Consider the following 20,619-nt stretch of genomic DNA (forward strand, 5'->3'; position numbering starts at 1 on the left):
GGCACGGTTGTCATCCCCGGTTAGCGGGCTGGTTTTGGGCAGGACGGATGGGTGCCTGCGGTGACCAGATCAGCAACCGTCGCCCGTGGGTCACCACTCTTGACCAGCCCTTCGCCGACCAACACGGCGTCTGCGCCAGCACCGGCATACGCCAGCAGATCATTGGTGCCGCGCACGCCGGACTCGGCAATCCTGATCACGTTGCTGGGTAATCCCGGAGCGATTCGCGCGAAGCAGTCCCGGTCCACCTCCAAGGTGGTGAGATCGCGCGCATTGACGCCGATGACCTTGGCCCCAGCCTTCAATGCCCGGTCCGCCTCCTGCTCGGTGTGCACCTCGACAAGCGCGGTCATCCCCAGCGATTCGGTCCGGTCCAGCATGGACACCAGCGCTGACTGGTCCAATGCGGCGACAATGAGCAGCAGCATGTCCGCACCGTGCGCCCGCGCCTCATGGATCTGATAGGGCTGAACCACAAAGTCTTTGCGCAATAGCGGAATAGAGACTGCCGCGCGCACCGCATCGAGATCGTCGAGCGAACCCTGAAAACGCCGGCCCTCGGTCAACACACTGATGATGCGCGCGCCGCCATCCTCATAGGCACGCGCCAGCTTGGCGGGGTCGGTGATGGGCGCCAACGAGCCAGCAGATGGGCTGGCACGCTTCACCTCGGCGATGACACCAATACCCGGCTGACGCAGGGCGGCCATCACGTCCAGTGGCGGCGGCGCCGCCGCGGCGGCGGCCTTGATCTCGGTCATGCCGACAAGCGCCTCGCGCGCGGCAACGTCGGCCCGGACTCCCTCGAGAATCGAGTCAAGCACTGTTGCCGGACTCATGCCTGTCGTTTCCTTCCGATTTAAACCAGGCTCTACAGCCGATTTACGACGACGTCCATGAAGGGTAGCGACCGTCGGCGCACCCTTGTTCACCGACCCTCGGTGTCTGGCTCAGGCGGCCGATCGGTAGGGTCCCGGCCCTCGTCCAGAGCATCCCAGATCGTGCGCTCCGACATGTCCAATTCCGCGCTCTTCGACGCCTTTTCCGTGGCTATAGCCGCGTCCTGGGCACGCGCCACGGAACGACGGGAAGCGGGCGACGCGTACTTTGTGGCGTTGTCGCCGAGTGATTCGACGATCGATGTCGAGCGCATCAACAACGCCGCGGCGGCCAGCGTGCACACGGCAGCGCCCACCGCGAGTCCCGCCCCCACGTAGTGCCTCCCGCTACCCACCAACGTGATCACCGAGACTTGAGCGAGCTCGGCCCCACGCAGTGCGACATCGGGAATCACCCACAGACTGACACCGAGATATCCGACCGCGAGGCTCACCATCGCCAGCAAGGCCGCTAGCCCCCGCAGTGGCCAGCCACGCACTGCCAGCGCCGCGACCGCGGCGGCCAACATCAGAAGCGCCATGGGCAGCAGCGCGGTGGACCACGTCGCGCCCGACAGGGTCACCTCCTTGGGCGGGCCGAGTCCGTCGAATGACCGGATGACAACCCACCCCAACCGCGAAGCAATCCACAGCACGCCGGCCGAGATCACCAGCAACAACTGGGCGATCCCGATCATTAGTCGGCTGTTCCGCCGCGCCCGGCGGTCATTCCCAGTATCAGTCACTGCACGCCGCATCCGGACGGGCCAGGGTCTCAGCGGCCGCAATCGCATTCAGTACCGCCCGCGCTTTGTTTCGCGCTTCGTTGTATTCGTAGGGCCCGTTGGAGTCGGCCACGACACCACCACCGGCTTGGACGTACGCCGTGCCGTTACGCATCAGCGCGGTGCGGATAGCGATTGCGAAATCAGCATTCCCGGCGAAATCGAGGTAGCCGACCACACCGCCGTACAAACCACGGCGAGTTTTCTCCATCTCTTCGATCAGCTCCATGGCCCGGACTTTGGGAGCACCAGACAGCGTCCCGGCCGGGAAGCACGCGGTCACCGCATCCAAAGCGCTGTGGCCCGCGTCGAGCAGACCTGTCACGGTGGAGACCAGGTGCATGACGTGGCTATAACGCTCGATGTGGCTGTAGTCCTCAACGCGAACCGTGCCCGGTATACACACCCGTCCAAGGTCGTTGCGCCCCAGATCGACCAGCATCAGGTGCTCAGCCAGTTCTTTCTGGTCGGCCAGCAACTCCTTCTCCAGGAGCTGATCCTCTTCGTCGGTCTCACCACGCCAGCGGGTTCCGGCGATCGGGTGAGTCGTTGCGCAGCCGTCATGAACGGTGACCAACGCCTCCGGGCTTGACCCAACAATCGAAAACTCAACCGAGCCATGGTCATTCGGAACCTGAATCAAGTACATGTAGGGACTCGGATTGGTGACCCGCAGGATTCGGTAGACGTCGATCGGGTCCACCGTGGTGTCCATCTCAAAACGCTGCGACGGCACCACCTGAAAAGCTTCGCCGGCAGCAATCTCTTCCACCAGGTGCTCGACGATCGCGCCGTACTCCTCGACGGTGCGCTGAGCACGGTAGTGGGGCTCCGGTCGGCTAAAAGTGGCCACCGACGACGGCAAAGGCTGACTCAGGGCAGCGGTCATCACATCCAGCCGGGCGATGGCATCGTCATAGGCCCAATCGACTCGCTCGTCGGTGCCATCCCAATTCACCGCATTGGCGATCAGGGTGATCGTGCCTTCGTGGTGGTCGACCGCCGCCAAATCTGTGGCCAGCAACAACAGCATCTCGGGAAGATGCAAATCATCCACGGCCAGGTTCGGCAGACGCTCGAGCCGGCGCACCATGTCGTAGGCGAAGAAGCCGACCATGCCGCCGGACAGCGGCGGAAGCCCCGGCATCACGCCCGTGGCAAGCACCTCCAAGGTGGACTGCAAGGCGCGCAGCGGGTCCCCACCGGTCGGAGCGCCCTCGGGCGCGGTACCCAGCCACACCGCTTCGCCGTCCCGCACGGTCAATGCTGTTGGCGCCCCGGCACCGATGAACGACCACCGCGACCACGACCGGCCATTCTCCGCCGACTCGAGTAAGAAAGTTCCCGGCCGGCCGTCAGCCAGCTTCCGGTACGCCGACAGCGGAGTTTCACTGTCGGCCAACACCTTGCGCGTGACGGGAACCACCCGATGTTCCGCGGCCAATGAGCGGAAATTTTCACGAGTAATCGTGGTTGCAAGGTCTGCGCGCATCGGCCTATCCAATCAGACGCGCCATCCGGCCCGAGCGTAGCCTGACGGCCATGAAAATTGGTGACACCGTGGCCGACTTCGAGCTTCCCGATCAGACGGGAAAACAACGCAAGCTCAGCGCTCTACTTTCCGACGGGCCGGTGGTTCTATTCTTCTACCCCGCGGCGATGACCCCGGGGTGCACTAAGGAAGCCTGTCATTTCCGCGATTTGGCCGCCGAATTCACCGCAGTCGGCGCGAGCCGCGTCGGTATCAGCGCTGACTCCGTGCAAAAGCAGGCCAAGTTCGCCGACATGCAGCATTTCGACTATCCCCTGCTGTCAGATGCCGAAGGCACCGTCGCCGGCCAGTTCGGCGTCCAGGGCTCCGGCGTTGTTGATTAGCAGGCTTGTGAGCTGGGGAATTGTGGATTGAGGAGGTCTAGGCGGCGGTTGGCGGTCAAAGCGGTGATCCGGCAGGCTTCGGCGATGTTGTCGGCGCCGTTGAGGCGGTGCAGATTGATCGCGGTGTTGCGTAGCGTTGCTAGGACCTGTGCGCCGTTTCCGGTATGTGCCCTTTGACGGTCTTCGTCGAAGGTGACGTCGCGTATCCAGTGCAGGCTGTTCTCGATTCCCCAGTGTTGACGCATCCAGGTCATGATCGCGGTAGGGCGGGCGTGCTCGAACGGCAGGCTGCAGATGGCATAGACCACCTCCACGCTGCGCTGGTCGGTGGCGGTGATCAAACGTTCACGAGTGATCCGGATGATTTGTTTTGCGTAGGGGAAGCCGATTCCTCGTGCAGCGGTGATGATTTGCAGGGTGCGGGTCTCGACACGGCCGTGGCCGCGGGAGTCGTCGGTAGCGGCTGCGGGCACCTCGGCCCAGGGCAGCGCGGTGATACGCGCAAGTATTTTGGCTTGGTTGGACTTGACGATCATCAGGTAGTGCGACTTCAAGGTGGCGCAGATCAACTTCGCGGTGACGACCTGGGTATGCATCGCATCCACGGTGACCAGCCACCGCAAGCTACCCGGCAGCAGCGTGAGCAGGGCACGTACGCAGGGAATTTCATTGCTTTTCTCGGCGACAGCGAGTTGACCGAGCACCAATCGGGCACGGTGGGCGAACACCGACACGAGATGCGTGGCTGTCGCTTTGGCGCGTAAAGGCACCACGCAGCATCTTGCCGTCCAACGCGATCGGCACCAATCCACTGGGGTCGCTGCTGGCCACGTGTGCAGTGAAGTAACTGCCCATCCTGGCGTTGAGGTCGGCGGGGTCTAGCCGAGACAAAACAGCGCGGAAGGTCTTCTCACTGGGCCGCCGGAACCGGACCCCTAATTAGGCCAACACATCATCGGGAGCGGTGGCCGCCCATGTGGCAAAACCAGCATAGCCGCGCATCCCCGCGGCAGTGGCCAGAACCGCGATCGCCAACAAAGCCATCAGCGAATACCTCCGACCGCGTGGGTCCCTCGGGTCTGGCACCGAGGCCAACACATCGAGAAACTCCGATCCGATGAGCTCACTGCGCTCACCAGGACTCCAGCGGTCGAACACCTCTGGAACCGACGACACAGGCAATACTGAAACGGTAGGCACGGGCAACTCCAGACCAACGACGAACAGTAACCAACTCGATCGTTCTCCAGATAGCCCGTGCCTACACTCCGGCCCCAATAGCGCGGCACCAAAGATCATCAACCCAGCTCACAAGCCTGCTAATCAACAACGCCGGAGCCCTGGGCGATATCCGCGACGAATACTCCGATGCGGCGCAATTGCACACGCGCCATCATCGGCAGCTCATCGCTTTGGGAGCCGGCCGGCAGAATTCGCGGATTGACGATGTTCACCTGACGGCGGGCAAAGAAAACATCGGCTTCGCCCGCGGCCAGAACGTTTTTCACCCAGTCGGTTTTTCCGTGACCCAGCGCAATGGCCAACACATTGCCCTTGCGGTACACCGTCACCATTGTCTTGTACGGTTTGCCGGATTTGCGGCCCTGGTGGGTGATAGTGGCCGTACCCGGAAGGTAGCGCGCAATGGGTTTGAGTGCGGGATTGATGTATTTGATCTGGAAACGCTCGAACCAGGGCGGGAACACCATCGGCACGCCGGGAGCGTTGTTCGGGTGGTCCTTTGCCGACATGTTGGCTCCCTTTCGCAAGTGCGTACCTGGGCGGCTCTACCGGCACTGTACCGGTCGGAATTCGACTTGAGTTGCTATGGGACAATGGTTGGCGTGAGTACACCGCGTTCACTGTTGGCCCGTGTTGACCTACGGGGAGCAGAGTTGACTGCCGCCGGGTTGCGGGCCGCTCTACCGCGTGGCGGAGCCGACGTGGAGGCGGTCTTGCCGAAGGTCCGGCCGATTGTGGCGGCGGTGGCCGAACGCGGGGCGCAGGCCGCGCTGGAATTCTGTGAGTCGTTCGACGGGGTGCGGCCCGCGGCCGTCCGGGTGCCCCAGGCCGCGCTGGCAGCGGCGCTGGACGAGCTCAGCCCAGACGTTCGCGACGCGCTGCAGGTGATGATCGAGCGGACCCGGGCGGTGCACGCCGATCAGCGCCGAACCGATGTCGTCACGACGCTCGGCCCGGGAGCTACCGTGACCGAGCGTTGGATCCCCGTCGAGCGAGTCGGTTTGTACGTGCCGGGGGGCAACGCGGTCTACCCGTCCAGTGTGGTGATGAACGTGGTGCCCGCGCAGGCGGCGGGGGTGGATTCGCTCGTGGTCGCCAGCCCGCCCCAGGCCAGCCATGGCGGGCTGCCGCATCCGACCATTCTGGCCGCGGCCCGCCTGTTGGGAGTCGACGAGGTATGGGCGGTCGGAGGGGCACAGGCGGTTGCCTTGCTGGCCTATGGCGGCACCGACGTCGACGGTCACGAGTTGGCGCCGGTCGACATGATCACCGGGCCGGGCAACATCTACGTCACGGCCGCAAAGCGGCTGTGCCGTTCGCAGGTAGGCATTGACGCCGAAGCGGGGCCGACCGAAATCGCGATCCTGGCCGACCACACAGCCGACCCCGCACACGTTGCCGCGGATCTGATCAGTCAGGCCGAGCACGATGAGATGGCTGCCAGTGTGCTGGTTACCCCGAGTGAGCACCTCGCCGATGCCACCGATGCCGAACTGGCTGCTCAGTTGTCGACGACGGTGCATCACGAGCGAGTGACAACCGCGTTGGGGGGTCGCCAGTCGGCGATCATCTTGGTCGACGATCTCGATGCCGGCGTCAAGGTGGTGAATGCCTATGCGGCTGAGCACCTCGAGATCCAGACCGCAGACGCGCCACAAGTCGCCAGCAGGATACGTTCGGCTGGCGCCATCTTCGTTGGGGCGTGGGCGCCGGTGAGCCTCGGTGACTACTGCGCGGGGTCCAACCATGTGTTGCCGACCGCGGGATTTGCGCGGCATTCCAGCGGCCTGTCGGTGCAGACCTTCCTGCGTGGCATCCACGTTGTCGACTACACCGAGGCGGCTCTCAAAGACGTGTCGGGGCATGTGCTTACCCTCGCCAAGGCCGAAGATCTGCCGGCGCACGGGGAAGCGGTAAGGCGGAGGTTCGAACGATGACCAGCGCGCCCCGGCCACGGCCCACCCTGGACGATCTGCCCTTGCGTGAGGATCTGCGTGGCAAATCGCCTTACGGAGCGCCACAACTGGCGGTTCCGGTACGTCTGAACACCAACGAGAACCCGCACCCGCCCACTCAGGCGCTCGTTGACGATGTGGTGCGTTCGGTGGGGGAGGCGGCGGTCGACTTGCACCGTTATCCCGACCGCGACGCCGTGGCCCTGCGTACCGACCTCGCTAATTACCTGACCGCCCAGACCGGTACCCGCATCGGCTTCGAGAACGTCTGGGCCGCAAACGGTTCCAACGAGATTCTGCAGCAACTTCTGCAGGCATTCGGCGGGCCGGGCCGCACCGCCATCGGTTTCGTCCCCTCGTACTCGATGCACCCGATCATCTCCGACGGCACTCACACGGAATGGGTCGAGACAGCCAGGGCCGATGGCTTTGGCCTTGACATCGACGCTGCCATCGCCGTCGTGTCCGACCGCAGACCGGATGTCGTATTCATTACCAGTCCCAACAACCCCACTGGACAGAGCGTTTCGCTGACGGAACTGCGCAGGCTGCTCGACGTGGTCCCGGGCATTCTGATTGTCGACGAGGCCTACGGCGAGTTTTCCTCGCAGCCCAGCGCGGTGGGATTGATCGAGGAGTACCCGACCCGGCTGGTCGTCACCCGCACCATGAGCAAGGCGTTCGCGTTCGCCGGCGGGCGGCTCGGCTACCTGGTGGCTACGCCGGCATTTATTGATGCCTTACTACTGGTGAGGCTGCCTTACCACTTGTCGTCGGTAACTCAGGTGGCAGCGCGAGCCGCGCTACGGCACGCCCAGGACACCCTGGGCAGTGTCGCGACGTTGATCGCCGAGCGTGAGCGTGTGTCAAAAAAGTTGGCCGGCATGGGCTTTAGGGTGATACCAAGCGATGCCAACTTTGTGTTGTTCGGCGAATTCGCCGATGCCCCGGCCGCCTGGCAGCGATACCTCGACCAGGGTGTCTTGATCCGTGACGTTGGGATACCCGGCTACTTGCGGGCAACTACCGGGCTGGCCGACGAAAACGATGCGTTTCTGCGGGCGAGTGCGCGGATTGCTGCCACCGACCTGGCCCCAGCTGCAGCAAGCCTCGTAGGAGCACCATGACAGCCACCGAAACAGGCACCGCCGTCCGTCGGGCGCGCATCGAGCGGCGCACCCGCGAATCCGACATCGTCATCGACCTGGATCTGGATGGCACCGGACAAGTCGACGTCGACACCGGTGTGCCGTTCTTCGACCACATGCTCACGGCGCTGGGCAGTCACGCCAGCTTTGATCTGACGGTGCGTACCAAGGGCGATGTTGAGATCGAGGCGCATCACACCGTCGAGGACACCGCGATTGCGCTGGGCCAGGCGCTCGGGCAGGCCCTGGGTGACAAGAAAGGCATCCGGCGGTTCGGAGACGCCTTCATTCCGATGGACGAGACACTGGCCCACGCCGCGGTGGACGTGTCCGGGCGCCCGTACTGTGTGCACACCGGAGAGCCGGATCACCTGCAGCACACCACTATTGCCGGGAATTCGGTGCCTTACCACACCGTGATCAACCGGCACGTGTTCGAGTCGCTGGCCATGAATGCCCGGATCGCGCTGCACGTTCGGGTGCTCTACGGTCGCGATCCACACCACATCACTGAAGCGCAGTACAAGGCTGTTGCCCGGGCGTTGCGCCAAGCCGTCGAGCCGGATCCTCGGGTATCGGGCGTGCCGTCCACCAAAGGCGTTCTATGAGTGGCACGCCGCGGCCAAAATCGGTGGTCGTGCTCGACTACGGTTCCGGTAATCTGCGGTCGGCGCAGCGCGCCTTGCAGCGGGTTGGTGCCGACACCGTCGTGACCGCCGACGAGAAGGCTGCGATGGCCGCGGACGGACTGGTGGTGCCGGGGGTTGGCGCGTTCGAGGCTTGTATGACCGGTCTGCGCAAGATCGGCGGTGAACGCATCATCGCCGCGCGGGTTGCCGCGGGGCGCCCGGTGCTCGGAGTCTGCGTCGGCATGCAGATTCTGTTCGCCCGCGGGGTGGAGTTCGGGGTGGAAACTCAGGGGTGTGGCCTGTGGCCGGGTGCCGTTACCCGGCTGGACGCCCCGGTGATCCCGCACATGGGCTGGAACGTCGTGACCGCTCCCGCGGACAGTGTGCTGTTCAAAGGCCTGGAGCCCAAGGCCCGGTTTTATTTCGTGCACTCCTATGCCGCGCAGCGCTGGGAAGGGTCGTCCGGAGCCCGATTGACATGGGCCACCCATCAGGTACCTTTCCTGGCCGCGGTCGAGGATGGCCCGCTGGCCGCAACCCAGTTCCACCCGGAGAAGAGCGGGGACGCCGGTGCGGCCGTACTGAGCAACTGGGTAGAAAACTTGTGAAGGAAGAGACTGTGCCATTGATATTGTTGCCCGCTGTCGACGTGGTCGAGGGTCGCGCCGTGCGATTGGTCCAAGGCAAGGCCGGCAGTGAAACGGAATACGGTTCGGCGCTGGATGCCGCGCTGGGTTGGCAGCGCGACGGCGCGGAGTGGATTCACCTGGTCGACCTCGACGCCGCATTCGGCAGAGGGAGAAACCGCGAACTACTCGCGGAGGTGGTGGGCAAACTCGACGTTGCGGTAGAGCTATCCGGGGGTATTCGCGACGACGACTCGCTGGCCGCGGCACTGGCAACCGGTTGCGCCAGGGTGAACCTGGGTACCGCGGCGCTGGAAAACCCACAATGGTGCGCCCGGATGATCGCCGAGCATGGTGAGAAGGTGGCGGTCGGACTCGACGTCCAAATCGTGGACGGCAAGCATCGACTGCGCGGCCGGGGGTGGGAAACCGACGGCGGTGATCTGTGGGAGGTGCTGCAGCGCCTGGATAGCGAAGGATGTTCACGCTACGTCGTCACCGACGTGACCAAAGATGGCACGTTGGCAGGCCCCAATCTCGAACTGCTGGCAGGTGTGGCCGGTCGTACCGAGGCGCCGGTGATCGCATCCGGCGGTGTTTCCAGCCTGGATGACTTACGTGCGATCGCAACCCTGACGGGCCAGGGGGTCGAGGGTGCCATCGTGGGTAAAGCGCTCTACGCCGGAAGGTTCACCTTGCCGCAGGCGCTGACCGCGGTACGGGAGTAGACCGCAATGGATTTGGCTGCACGGTTGGTCACCTTGGTTGAGCAGGCGTCGGCAATTTTGGATGCCGCGGTGCCGAGGTTCCTCGGCGGCCACCGTGCCGATTCGGCAGTTCCCAAGAAGGGCAACGACTTTGCCACAGAGGTGGATCTCGCGATTGAGCGACAAGTCGTTGCGGCGCTGGAAGCTGCTACCGGAATCGGGGTACACGGCGAAGAATTCGGTGGTACCGATGTGGATTCGCCCTGGGTTTGGGTGCTCGACCCGGTCGACGGCACTTTCAACTATGCCGCCGGCTCGCCGATGGCCGCCATATTGCTGGGCCTGCTGCACGAGGGTGAACCGGTGGCCGGCCTGACCTGGTTACCGTTCATCGGCGAGCGCTACACCGCGGTGGCAGGTGGCCCGTTGCTGAGAAATGGCCTCCCGCAGGCATCGCTGGCTCCCGCGAAGTTGTCGGAGAGCCTCATGGGTGTAGGCACATTCAGCGCCGACTCCCGGGGCCGTTTTCCGGGGCGTTATCGGCTTGCGGTGCTGGAGAACCTCAGCCGGGTGTCGTCGCGGTTGCGTATCCATGGGTCCACCGGCATCGACCTTGTTTATGTAGCCGACGGGATCCTAGGCGGTGCAATTAGTTTCGGTGGTCAGGTTTGGGATCATGCTGCGGGAGTCGCGCAGGTGCGGGCCGCGGGAGGTACCGTCACGACCTTGACCGGTGATCCGTGGACCCCAACCTCGCGTTCGGTGCTGGCCGCGGCGCCGGGAGTCCACGAAGAGATCCTTGAGATCGTGCGTAAGACAGGCGACCCGGAGGACTACTGACTGATATGTACACGGATACCGGCCTTGCGGTGCGCGTCATCCCGTGCCTGGATGTTGACGCCGGACGGGTGGTCAAGGGGGTCAATTTCGAGAATCTGCGGGATGCGGGCGATCCTGTGGAGCTTGCGGCCGCATATGACGCCGAGGGAGCCGACGAACTTACCTTTCTCGACGTCACCGCGTCGTCGTCGGGCAGGGCCACCATGTTGGAAGTGGTGCGCCACACCGCGGAGCAAGTGTTCATTCCGCTCACGGTTGGCGGCGGGGTGCGTACCGTGGCTGATGTCGATCTATTGCTACGTGCGGGGGCCGACAAGGTTTCGGTGAACACGGCCGCGATCGCTCGCCCTGACCTGCTGGCCGACATGGCAACGCAATTCGGGTCCCAATGCATCGTGTTGTCCGTGGATGCGCGCAAGGTGCCGGTTGGCTCAGCCCCGACACCTTCGGGCTGGGAGGTCACTACTCACGGCGGCCGCCGCGGCACCGGTATCGATGCCGTGGAATGGGCCGCCCGCGGCGCCGACCTTGGAGTAGGGGAGGTCTTGTTGAATTCCATGGATGCTGACGGCACAAAGGCGGGATTCGACCTGGCAATGTTGCGCGCGGTTCGCGCGGCGGTCACGGTTCCGGTGATCGCCAGCGGCGGCGCCGGGAACGTGGACCATTTTGCTCCCGCTGTTGCCGCCGGCGCTGACGCGGTATTGGCGGCCAGTGTCTTTCACTTCCGGGAGCTGACGATCGGCCAGGTCAAGGCCGCGATGGCCGCAGAAGGGATCACCGTGCGATGACTCTTGACCCAAACCTCGCCGCCCGCCTGAAGCGCAACGCCGACGGATTGTTCACCGCCGTGGTCCAGGAGCGTGGCAGCGGGGACGTGTTGATGGTCGCCTGGATGGATGACGATGCTTTGGATCGGACCTTGAAAACCCGTGAAGCAACCTACTATTCGCGATCTCGCGGCGAACAGTGGGTCAAGGGAGCGACCTCTGGACACACCCAGTATGTGCACTCCGTGCGGTTGGACTGCGACGGTGACACGGTGCTGCTCACCGTTGATCAGGTGGGTGGGGCCTGCCACACGGGTGACCACACCTGCTTCGACGCCACCGTGCTGCTTTGAACGGGGAAGGTGCCGCCGAGCCGAAACAGCAGCGGCCAGCCTTCCGACGAACAGTGAAGTGACGCACGGGAAGTGAAGGACCGCCGGATCGGGCTGCCGCGACACATTCCGCGCGACCTGCATCAATCCGAAAGTAAATTGCCCTTTCTACCCTCCAGCGGAATCTCGCCCGCGATCTTGCCGATCACCCGTCCCGGCCAGGCATAAGGCTGGCTATGGCGAGCAAAGAGCCGCCCGTCGGTCTCGGCCCGCAATTCCGTCTCCTCGCCAAGCGGATCGATCACCGTGGCGACGAGATCGCCCTTGCGGACCAGATCTCCCAGCCGGCGGCGATAGGCGACGAGCCCCGTGACCGGCGAGCGCAGCTGCGCCATGGCCGTCAACGCCGTGGCGCGGCAGGACAAAGCCGGCTGCCCGCCCGGCCCATCGACAAAGCCGCGTCCGGCCAACATGCGCAGCAGCGCCATGGCTTGATCGGCGGCACGTTCGGGATCGACATCGTCATTGCAGCCCATTTCCAGCGTGGCGGCCAGGCAGGCCGGCGGAATGGGCAGACCGGGATGGTTCGCGGCCAGCGCCCACCACGGACCGGCGCAGGCCTCATCGAAGGGGCGACCGCCCGACACCTCTGCCAGAAGCACTGCTCGCGCATCGATCGCGGCGGCGATGTCCTTGGCCGCCGGCCATAGCGCCGGGCCGACATACATGTGCGGCTCAGCCTCGTTGTCGGCGTGAAGATCGAGCACGAGGTCGGCGTCATGGGCGAGCGTCAGCAATCTGTGGCGCAGCTGCGCCAAGGCTCCATCCGGGGGGATCGCCGCAAGCCGCGCGGACATCGCGGCCCGGATCGTTTCGACGTTCGCCGCCGCATCCGGTCCCAGCGACAGGCTTGGAAGGTCTGACAGATCGGCATAGTTCCGGTTGAAGTTTTCCCCGGTGCCGCTTTCGAGCCGACCGAACAGGAAGCTGGTTTCGGTCTGTGTCAGGCCGATCGGGTTTGCCTGCGGCACCAGCAGGATTTCACCATGGACCGCGCCGCGAGCTTCCGCTTCGGCCAGATGCCCGGCCAGAATGCGCAAGACCAGCATGCCGGGCAACTCGTCGGCATGCAGGCCGGCCTGCAAATAGGCTTTCCTGCCCGTACCCGCCGCACCGAAGCTGAGCACAGTCAGTCGATGTGGCGAGCCCGGCAGTTCGTGGGTCTGGCGCAGCACGTTCTCACTCCGTCGGCGGAGCAGCCGGCTCACCGGTCGGAAGCACGAACACCTCTGTCTCGAAATAGGCCGCGCAGGCGGCATGCAGGCGATCGTTCAGCTTGCCTTCCGTCGCCAGCGCCCCTGCGATCAAACGATGACCGGGGGGCATGTCGCGCAGTTCGATTCCCTGCACATCGAGAAAGTTCGTCACGCCGGCCTCACCCAATTCCGGCAGCTCCATGGCGGCCTCGATGACGGCGAGCGCCGAGGTGTAGCGCGGCCCTGCGGCGGCAATGACGGGGGCGTTTGCAGCCGCTTTCTCCGTATCGGAAAGCAGTGTGGTCAGGGTGGTCCCATCGAAATACATGTCTGTCCTTTCTATTGATTTTCATCCGTGCCGATCACGGATGCTTTCGATATCGAGATGGCCGGTGCCATCATCGTGTGAGCGATAGCGCAAGGCAATATGCGCTTCGTGTGTGGCACCGGGCGTGGTTACCGGGCCGGCATCGCCAACGCAATCCTTGATCAGTGCGTCCACCAGCGTGTCCAGCGCGGCGGCGGACGCGGTGGCCGGCGCCGCCCGGGTGACGGTCCCGGTCACCATATCGATGACATCCCCTGGACCGGCAAAACACAGCTTGGTGTCGGGTGCGATGAAATCGTCCCCAGCCAGCTCGGTCTTGAGCGGATCGAGCTCGACCAGGACGGCGCCGCGCGCGCCGATCGCGGTGAGTTGGGTGTTGTCGTGGTTGGCGATGACCCCGCTGTCTTCGAGAAGACCGAGTCCGAAGCGCACGCTTTCCTCGGCGCAGGCGACGGCGAGGCGGCCGAGACGAAGCGAGGACGACAGTTTCTGGTCGACGATGGCGGCGCCGAAAAACCCCAACCCTTCCTGGATCACCAATCCGTGCCGTCCCATATCCGAGGCGATGCCGAAGCGCAGCGCCTCGTAGGACGTGCCGCCTCCGATCATGAAACCGGACAGCGCCGAGGCGGCACCGCCGACCCCGACGATCATGGCGCCGGCGGCCCGCGCCCGCGCAATGGCGGTCAGCAGCGGCGTGACATCGCCACGGTAGAGCAAGGATTCCACCAGCCTGATCTGGTTACCGCCGGTCAGGATGATGGTGCGCAGGGCGGCGATCTGCTCGACCAACGCTTCCTCGCGCATCCGGCGATCAACATTGTCGATGGTGACGCGCAGATCGGTGGCCTCGACGCCGTGGCCGCGCAAGGCGCCGATGTACTCGCGCGCGGCCGCGTTGGGCTCGGCGGACGCGGCGGCAAGCACACCGACCGGCCCCTCACACTGCGCCGCCAGTTCCGCAAGCAGCGGACTGCCGCGGTCGAGTGGCGCCGAGCCCAGCATCATCATGCGCGCCTGCTGCCCCGACTTCATACCGTAGTCGCGGGACAGCGCCGCCCACCGGTTCTCCGCCAGTTGCGCCGCATTGAGCTGGCGGGTGCGCCTGCTGGCCCGAAAATCCACCGCCGTCATGCGGAAATCACGCCCGGCTCCGGGAATGTAGGCGGCCGCACGGCCGCCCTGGCGGGATATTTCGACGCTGGTGGCGGCACCCGCCTTGGGCTCTATCGCGCGCGCCCGATCCGCCGGATAGGCCTCGGGGTCCCCCAACACCAGCCGCGCCGTGAGGTCGTAGAGGGTATAGGCGGCGAAGACGTTGCGAAGCGAGCGGGCGGGGGCCCGGTAGGTGATGTCGCGCTGGGTCACCGGCCGCTTGCTCGGACCGGGGAGGACCTCACCCGTTTCCAGGTCATAGCTGTCACCGTCGTCGGCATAGCTGAAACCGATGCTTTCGATCAGCTTGCGGCGGCGATCGACTTTCGCCTCCTGGAGATGGAGCACGAAGGCGCCATATTCGCCGATCACCCGCGCACTCGTGCCCTCGATGAACAACGCGGTGTTTTCGTCTATGCCGAAGCCGCGCTTGGCGCCGGACGCCTGCATGCCGACGACCAACCGGCCGAATCGGCCGCGTTTGATGAAATGCTGGTCGACCATGCCCCAGGGAAAGAAGCCGAGCCCCGGCTCCAGCAGCATTCCGGGCTCGTCCGGGTCATCGACGACACCGTAGGTCGCAGCTTCCAGCGATGTGCCGCCGGAAATCATCACATCGGACATCATGGCGGCCCCAGCACTCGACCCGGCGACCATCGCACCGTTGAGCTGCGCTGTGCGGATCGCCTTCAGCACCCGGCTTTCCGTGCCCTTCGGCGCCAGCGCCCCGGTGATCAGGGCCTGGTCGCCGCCGGTGAAATAGACGCTGCCATAGTCCTCGACGAGATCGGCGATCGCCGTGTCCTGCGCGGCCGCCGCCGCCCCGGCGCCGTAAACCCCGGCCAGGGCGGCATCGAAACCATAGGCGCGAAACACACCGACCGCTTCGGCTCCGACCTCATCAGGCACCGACGAAGCCGTCGGGAAGACGACGATCCTTCCGCCTGCCAGACGGTGCATCTCGTGATAGACGGCGGCATTGTCGTCCTCCAGTCGGCCGCCGATGATCGCCAGTTTCGGGGTTGCGCTCCCACGGTCAGTGAGTGAGATTCTGCTGAGCTGCCGTGTCATTTCGCCGGAACGATCAGCACACCTCGATCATCCGACGTGAGAGCGAAGCCATCGGGAACGTCGAATATGGACGTTGCCAGACGCTTTGCGACGGACTCCGGTTCGGGCGCGGTGAATTTCGGGGTGAAGTGGATGATCTGCTTCCAACAGCGCGTTATCGCCTCGCAGAAGTACAGCACCAAATCGTCGGGCTGCGCCTGCTCGAGCGCCGCGTCGAGGGCCTTTTCTTCCTCTCCGATGATGCTGATCGCGTCGGGCGCGACGCCCTCGGCGATCAGGGCGTCGCGCAACAGCTCGGGCACTTCGTCTGGCTCGCGATCGCGCAGATTGTCGTCGCGGTGGCAGATATAGGTGTCGAAATGGCCGGCGACCTTCGCCGCAATCGCCGTCGCGTCCTCGTCGCGCCGGTCGCCCGGGCAGGTGAGGCCGACGATCCGGCGCCCGCGCGGCTTGAGCCGGTCGACCAGGTCGACCATGGCCCCCACCGCCGCCTCGTTGTGCCCGTAGTCGAGGATCACCCGGAATCCGTGTTCATCGAAGACATTCATCCGGCCTGGACTCTGGAAGAAGCTGTTGTCGAAGGTGCGCAATCCGGCGCTGATCTGATCCAGTGTCTTGCCGAGCGCATAGGCCATGCCGGTGGCGAACATGGCGTTTTCGACGTTGTGTAGTGCCTTGCCCTCCAGAGTCGCCGGGATGAGCTGGGTCCACATCAGCGGCATTTGGGTGCCGTTGTCGTAGATCACGATCTGGTCGCCGTTCACGCCCTGCTCGAGTACGACCGCAAGCTTGCCGAGCCGGATATGTTCGCGCACCAGTTCATGTTCCGGGTTGCGCGTCACATACATGACCTGCCTGGCGGGCGAGAAGGCCGCCATTTTCAGTGTCTGCTCGTCGTCGGCGTTCCGCACCACCGTGCCGCGCGTGACTTCGGCGACGACGCGTTTCACCCGGGCAAGGTCATCCAGCGTGTCGACGCCGCCAAGCCCCAGATGATCGGACGCGACGTTCAGCACCGCGCCTACATCGCAAAAGTTGTAGCCCAGGCCGGAGCGGACGATGCCGCCGCGCGCCGTCTCCAGGACTGCGATGTCGACCGAGGGATCCCGCAGCACCATCTTGGCGGAGACGGGCCCGGTCATGTCGCCTTTGACGGTCACGTTGCCGTCGATCAGCACGGCGTCGGTCGAGGTCTGCCCCACGACATGACCCGCCATTTTCAGGATGTGCGCCAGCATGCGCGAGCACGTGGTCTTGCCGTTCGTTCCGGTCAAGGCGGCGATGGGAACGCGCGCCTGGGTTCCGGGCGGGAAGAGCATGTCCATGATCGCTCCGCCCACGTCGCGCGGCGTGCCCTCGGAGGGCGCGATGTGCATGCGCAGGCCTGGTCCCGCATTGATCTCGCAGATGCCGCCGCCGGTCTCGCGATAGCTCTTGGTGATATCGGTGGTCAGGAAATCTACGGCGCCGACATCGAGCCCGATCGCCCGGATCACCCGCTCGGCCATCAGCTTGTTGTCGGGATGGATCGTGTCGGTGACATCCACCGCCGTGCCGCCCGTCGAAATATTTGCGGTCTTGCGCAGATACACTTCCTCGCCCTCGGCGGGGACCGTCTCTGCGGTGTAGCCCTTTTCCTCGAGCAAGCGCGTCGCCTGGTCATCGAGTTCGAGCCGGGTCAGCACGTTTTCATGCCCGACGCCACGGCGAGGGTCCTGATTGACGATATTCACCAGCTCGGCAATGGTGTGGCGCCCGTCGCCCTTCACATGACCCGGCACCCGGCGCGCGGCGGCGGCGAGCTGGCCATTGACCACCAGAAGCCGGTGGTCGTCGCCGCGCAGCATGGTCTCCACCAACACCGCCGATCCCTCGGCATCGGCGGTCTCGAAGGCCTCGGCGATGCCGTCCTCGGACGTGATGTTGACGGTGACGCCCCGGCCATGATTGCCGTCGAGCGGCTTGATAACCACGGGATAGCCGATGCGTTCGGCCGCCCCCCACTGCCTCGTCCACGCTGTAGACCAGCTTCTGCCTCGGGGCGGGCAGACCGAGATCGGCAAGGAGGTTATTGGCGAGATTCTTGTCAGAGGCGATTTCGACGGCGATATGCGAGGTTTTCGACGTCAGCGCCGCCTCAATCCGCTGCTGGTACTTGCCCTGGCCGATCTGGATCAGGCTGGCGTCGTTGAGCCGGTAGACCGGAATGTCGCGGGCCTGGGCCGTACGCACCAATTTCATGGCCGAGGGCCCCAGCGAACGCCTGTCGGCATAGGTCAGGAAATCCTCGACGTTCTTGTCGAGGTCGGGAGCCTCTTGATCATCGGAGTCGGCGCGGGCAATGGCCGCGAGCATGTCGCAGGCAACCTCGCCGGCCTCGATACCGATGTCTTCATTGCCATAGCTGTAGAACACCTCGACGATATCGGGATCGTCCGTCGATCTCGACCACGCCAGTGTGCCGTCAATGCCAGCGGCATGCTCGAGCGCCAAAGCCAGCCTTGCGACCAGATCGCCGATGGAAAGCCCCGCGCCGGCGTGCAATGCGGCAACCCACTCGGAATGTTCGAGCGCAAGCCCCGGCAACACCGCTGCCAGTTTGTCGATCACGCCCGCCCCCAGGCCCCTGAGGGTTTCCGCATAGCTCGGCTTGACGTCCACTTGGAGCCGGATTACCGCCTCCAGCGCATGAACGTTCGGACCGACTTAGACCGAAATGGAATCGATATTCAATGGGGCATCCTCATCAAGCGTCGGGTGTCTGCACACGAGAACGCGGTCAGACAGAGCCGCGCAACGCAGTGGAGCATAGTCCAACATGCGGAACGCTCATCCGCAGAACCGGAGCATCACGAGGAACCTGGCTCCTTATGGGTGAGGGGAGAGGGTGACCGGCCAACGCCGGCAACCCGACCGGACCGGGGCCGAGTGTTGGCCCGGTGGTCGCCGCCCGGAGAGTCTGGGGCACAGTGTGGCGGTATTCCCGCGCTACCACTGGCAGGCCGCTACAGCGGTTATTGCGGTATCTGGATCGATAACGCCGATCAAACGTGCTCGCTAGTTTTCGCTCGGAAATCCCGACATCGTGGCCCCCGCGCATTCTTGTGTATTGCCTGCGCGAGTCTTGCCATCGGCATGGCGGCGGCAGATTTTATCGCAGGAACCGCCGGTCCTGCTGCGCGGCTTAACTGGGTTAGCCCACGAACCATTCCATTCGACTGTTTCAATTAGTCGGGCCTTCGCGGGTGGGTTGAGCGCAATCGTTCGACAGGCAAGCGTAGCGGTTAGGGCCGACAATCAGCTTGGACCCAATCAAGGAGGAGCGCATGGCGGCCCCGACAATCGGCCTGATCCAGCAGATGCTGCGCCGACGGCCCGTGATCGGGGCGCCCGTGGCTCACGGCGCCTCCGATCAACTGAAACGCAGTATCGGCACGTTCCAACTCACGCTGTTCGGGGTAGGTGCCACCGTCGGCACAGGCATCTTCTTCGTGCTGTCCGAGGCGGTTCCAGAAGCCGGTCCTGGGGTTGTTGCCTCATTTGTGATCGCCGGAATCGCGGCAGGACTTGCCGCGGTCTGTTATGCCGAACTCGCCTCAGCCGTACCGGTTTCGGGGTCAACCTACTCCTACGCCTACACCACTCTCGGCGAGCTGGTCGCAATGGGTGTGGCGGCCTGCCTGCTGCTCGAATACGGCGTGTCCACCGCCGCGGTTGCGGTGGGTTGGAGCCAGTACGTCAACAAGCTGCTTGACAATTTCTTCGGCCATCATCTGCCCCAGGCGCTTTCCGCTGCGCCGTGGGGTGACGCATCCCCGGGAATCATCAACCTTCCCGCTGTCGTATTGGTCGGGTTGTGCGCCGTCCTTCTCATCCGCGGAGCCAGCGAGTCGGCGAAGGTCAACACCATCATGGTGCTGATCAAGCTGAGCGTTCTGGTGATGTTCGCCGTCATCGCCTTAACGGCCTTCGACGCCGATCGGTTCGCTGAGTTCGCGCCCTTCGGTGTCGCCGGAATCGGCGCGGCGGCAGGCACGATCTTCTTCTCGTACATCGGCCTGAATGCGGTGTCCACCGCCGGTGACGAAGTCAAGAATCCGCAGAAGACCATGCCTTTGGCGATCATGGCCGCGTTGGTGACCGTGACAACGGTCTACGTGGTGGTTACCGTGGCCGCACTGGGCGCGCAGCCCTGGCGGGATTTCGAGGGCCAGCAAGCTGGCCTGGCCACCGTCCTCGACAGAGTCGTCTCAGGCCACTACTGGGGCTCGGTCTTGGCGGCCGGCGCAGTGATCTCCATATTCTCGGTCACACTTGTGGTCCTGTACGGCCAGACTCGAATCCTGTTCGCCATGGGCCGGGACGGTCTTCTGCCCCCAGTGTTCGCCAAGGTTCGCCCACCCAACATGACACCGGTGTACAACACCATCATCGTCGCGGTGGTGATCTGCATTCTTGCCGGCTTCGTCCCGCTGAGCTATCTGGCGGACGTGGTGTCCATCGGCACCCTGGTCGCGTTCATCGTCGTGTCCGTCGGCGTCGTCATCCTGCGGGTGCGTGAACCCGATCTCCCGCGTGGATTCAAAGTGCCCCTCTACCCCGTGACACCGGTGTTGTCGGTCCTGGCGTGTGGGTACATCCTGTTCAGCCTGCCCTGGTACACCTGGTTGGCGTTCTCCATATGGGGTCTCGGTGGTGCTGGTGTTCTACTTCGTGTGGGGCCGCCATCACAGTGCGTTGAACGATGGCAGTGACGGCGTGATCGGTGCCATGCCAGCCGATGCCGGCGACAGTGACGTTCTGGCGCAGCGGGATCACTGACGACGGTGAGGGTGTGGCGCTAACCGAACACCAATGGCGCACTGCGCCAGTACTTCCCGAAGGCTCCGATCTATCCCGATGGTCCGCTGAAGACATCGAAGCAGTCGCTCACGCCCACAACATCAGGCCCAGAAAGACACTCGGCTGGAAAACGTCGGCCGAAGCCCGCAACCCACACGCGCGCGCTTTTTCGGCTGAAGT

General features: G+C 64.4%; 17 protein-coding genes and 4 pseudogenes. 11 read left to right on the top strand and 10 right to left on the bottom strand.

Features of this window, described 5'->3' with window-relative positions:
- Positions 1-20: 20 nt before the first annotated feature.
- From trpC to CKW46_RS17745, 3 genes are all read right to left on the bottom strand, one after another.
- A complete protein-coding gene (trpC, locus tag CKW46_RS17735; RefSeq protein ID WP_117437492.1) occupies positions 21-839 on the bottom strand; it encodes an indole-3-glycerol phosphate synthase TrpC in 819 nt (272 codons plus the stop codon).
- A gap of 89 nt (positions 840-928) precedes the next feature.
- On the bottom strand, positions 929-1,576 hold the full coding sequence (locus CKW46_RS17740; protein WP_117437491.1) for a TIGR02234 family membrane protein: 648 nt from the start codon (positions 1,574-1,576) through the stop codon (positions 929-931).
- Between the two features lie 40 nt (positions 1,577-1,616).
- Positions 1,617-3,155, bottom strand: coding sequence for an anthranilate synthase component I (locus tag CKW46_RS17745; RefSeq protein WP_015355992.1), 1,539 nt, complete (start codon positions 3,153-3,155; stop codon positions 1,617-1,619).
- Between the two features lie 50 nt (positions 3,156-3,205).
- On the opposite strand from CKW46_RS17745, the pseudogene CKW46_RS17750 reads away from it, so the two are divergent.
- Positions 3,206-3,517: pseudogene (locus CKW46_RS17750) on the top strand (peroxiredoxin); the annotation flags it as partial.
- Positions 3,518-3,534: 17 nt separating this feature from the next.
- Here CKW46_RS17750 and CKW46_RS17755 read toward each other — a convergent pair.
- Both CKW46_RS17755 and CKW46_RS17760 read right to left on the bottom strand, forming a co-directional pair.
- Positions 3,535-4,738, bottom strand: a pseudogene (locus CKW46_RS17755) (ISAs1-like element IS2404/ISMul1 family transposase).
- A 119-nt stretch (positions 4,739-4,857) separates the two neighbouring features.
- Positions 4,858-5,289 carry a nitroreductase family deazaflavin-dependent oxidoreductase gene (locus CKW46_RS17760; RefSeq protein ID WP_482052211.1) on the bottom strand — a complete coding sequence of 144 codons (432 nt, stop codon included), beginning with the start codon at positions 5,287-5,289 and terminating at the stop codon, positions 4,858-4,860.
- Between the two features lie 111 nt (positions 5,290-5,400).
- Here CKW46_RS17760 and hisD point away from each other — a divergent pair, with 111 nt between their 5' ends.
- Genes hisD through hisI form a run of 8 tightly spaced genes read left to right on the top strand, consistent with a single transcriptional unit; the run spans position 5,401 to position 11,808 of the window.
- On the top strand, positions 5,401-6,717 hold the full coding sequence (hisD, locus tag CKW46_RS17765; RefSeq protein ID WP_482053435.1) for a histidinol dehydrogenase: 1,317 nt from the start codon (positions 5,401-5,403) through the stop codon (positions 6,715-6,717).
- A complete protein-coding gene (locus CKW46_RS17770; RefSeq protein ID WP_015356002.1) occupies positions 6,714-7,862 on the top strand; it encodes a histidinol-phosphate transaminase in 1,149 nt (382 codons plus the stop codon). Before hisD ends, CKW46_RS17770 begins: the two co-directional genes overlap by 4 nt.
- Positions 7,859-8,491: an imidazoleglycerol-phosphate dehydratase HisB gene (gene hisB, locus CKW46_RS17775; RefSeq protein WP_011739705.1), complete on the top strand. Its 633-nt coding sequence runs from the start codon at positions 7,859-7,861 to the stop codon at positions 8,489-8,491. The genes CKW46_RS17770 and hisB overlap by 4 nt, the downstream gene beginning before the upstream one ends.
- A complete protein-coding gene (gene hisH / locus CKW46_RS17780) occupies positions 8,488-9,120 on the top strand; it encodes an imidazole glycerol phosphate synthase subunit HisH (protein ID WP_012394145.1) in 633 nt (210 codons plus the stop codon). The genes hisB and hisH overlap by 4 nt, the downstream gene beginning before the upstream one ends.
- A gap of 11 nt (positions 9,121-9,131) precedes the next feature.
- Positions 9,132-9,866 carry a bifunctional 1-(5-phosphoribosyl)-5-((5-phosphoribosylamino)methylideneamino)imidazole-4-carboxamide isomerase/phosphoribosylanthranilate isomerase PriA gene (gene priA / locus CKW46_RS17785; RefSeq protein ID WP_117435493.1) on the top strand — a complete coding sequence of 245 codons (735 nt, stop codon included), beginning with the start codon at positions 9,132-9,134 and terminating at the stop codon, positions 9,864-9,866.
- 6 nt (positions 9,867-9,872) lie between these two features.
- Entirely contained in the window at positions 9,873-10,685 is an 813-nt protein-coding gene (locus tag CKW46_RS17790; RefSeq protein WP_012394147.1) for an inositol monophosphatase family protein, read from the top strand.
- A 5-nt stretch (positions 10,686-10,690) separates the two neighbouring features.
- Positions 10,691-11,476 carry an imidazole glycerol phosphate synthase subunit HisF gene (gene hisF / locus CKW46_RS17795; protein ID WP_202097060.1) on the top strand — a complete coding sequence of 262 codons (786 nt, stop codon included), beginning with the start codon at positions 10,691-10,693 and terminating at the stop codon, positions 11,474-11,476.
- Positions 11,473-11,808, top strand: coding sequence for a phosphoribosyl-AMP cyclohydrolase (gene hisI, locus CKW46_RS17800; protein WP_117435487.1), 336 nt, complete (start codon positions 11,473-11,475; stop codon positions 11,806-11,808). The genes hisF and hisI overlap by 4 nt, the downstream gene beginning before the upstream one ends.
- A gap of 122 nt (positions 11,809-11,930) precedes the next feature.
- On the opposite strand, the gene CKW46_RS17805 is transcribed toward hisI, so the two are convergent.
- The 5 genes from CKW46_RS17805 to CKW46_RS17825 all read right to left on the bottom strand — a co-directional run bounded on the left by CKW46_RS17805 (position 11,931) and on the right by CKW46_RS17825 (position 18,258).
- Positions 11,931-13,022 carry a succinylglutamate desuccinylase/aspartoacylase family protein gene (locus CKW46_RS17805; RefSeq protein ID WP_015355998.1) on the bottom strand — a complete coding sequence of 364 codons (1,092 nt, stop codon included), beginning with the start codon at positions 13,020-13,022 and terminating at the stop codon, positions 11,931-11,933.
- Between the two features lie 4 nt (positions 13,023-13,026).
- Positions 13,027-13,371: a hypothetical protein gene (locus CKW46_RS17810; RefSeq protein ID WP_015355997.1), complete on the bottom strand. Its 345-nt coding sequence runs from the start codon at positions 13,369-13,371 to the stop codon at positions 13,027-13,029.
- A gap of 21 nt (positions 13,372-13,392) precedes the next feature.
- Positions 13,393-15,597, bottom strand: coding sequence for a cyanophycinase (locus CKW46_RS17815; protein ID WP_482052213.1), 2,205 nt, complete (start codon positions 15,595-15,597; stop codon positions 13,393-13,395).
- On the bottom strand, positions 15,594-17,105 hold the full coding sequence (locus tag CKW46_RS17820; RefSeq protein WP_478212300.1) for a glutamate ligase domain-containing protein: 1,512 nt from the start codon (positions 17,103-17,105) through the stop codon (positions 15,594-15,596). Before CKW46_RS17820 ends, CKW46_RS17815 begins: the two co-directional genes overlap by 4 nt.
- A gap of 181 nt (positions 17,106-17,286) precedes the next feature.
- Positions 17,287-18,258: a cyanophycin synthetase family protein gene (locus CKW46_RS17825; protein WP_482052214.1), complete on the bottom strand. Its 972-nt coding sequence runs from the start codon at positions 18,256-18,258 to the stop codon at positions 17,287-17,289.
- Positions 18,259-18,923: 665 nt separating this feature from the next.
- Between CKW46_RS17825 and CKW46_RS17830 the strand changes: the two are divergent.
- Positions 18,924-20,418 (top strand): annotated as a pseudogene (locus CKW46_RS17830) (amino acid permease).
- Between the two features lie 26 nt (positions 20,419-20,444).
- A pseudogene (locus CKW46_RS17835) lies at positions 20,445-20,596 on the top strand (IS30 family transposase); the annotation flags it as partial.
- Between the last annotated feature and the right edge of the window lie 23 nt (positions 20,597-20,619).

The organism is Mycobacterium liflandii (assembly GCF_022354805.1).
Lineage (GTDB): Bacteria > Actinomycetota > Actinomycetes > Mycobacteriales > Mycobacteriaceae > Mycobacterium > Mycobacterium marinum.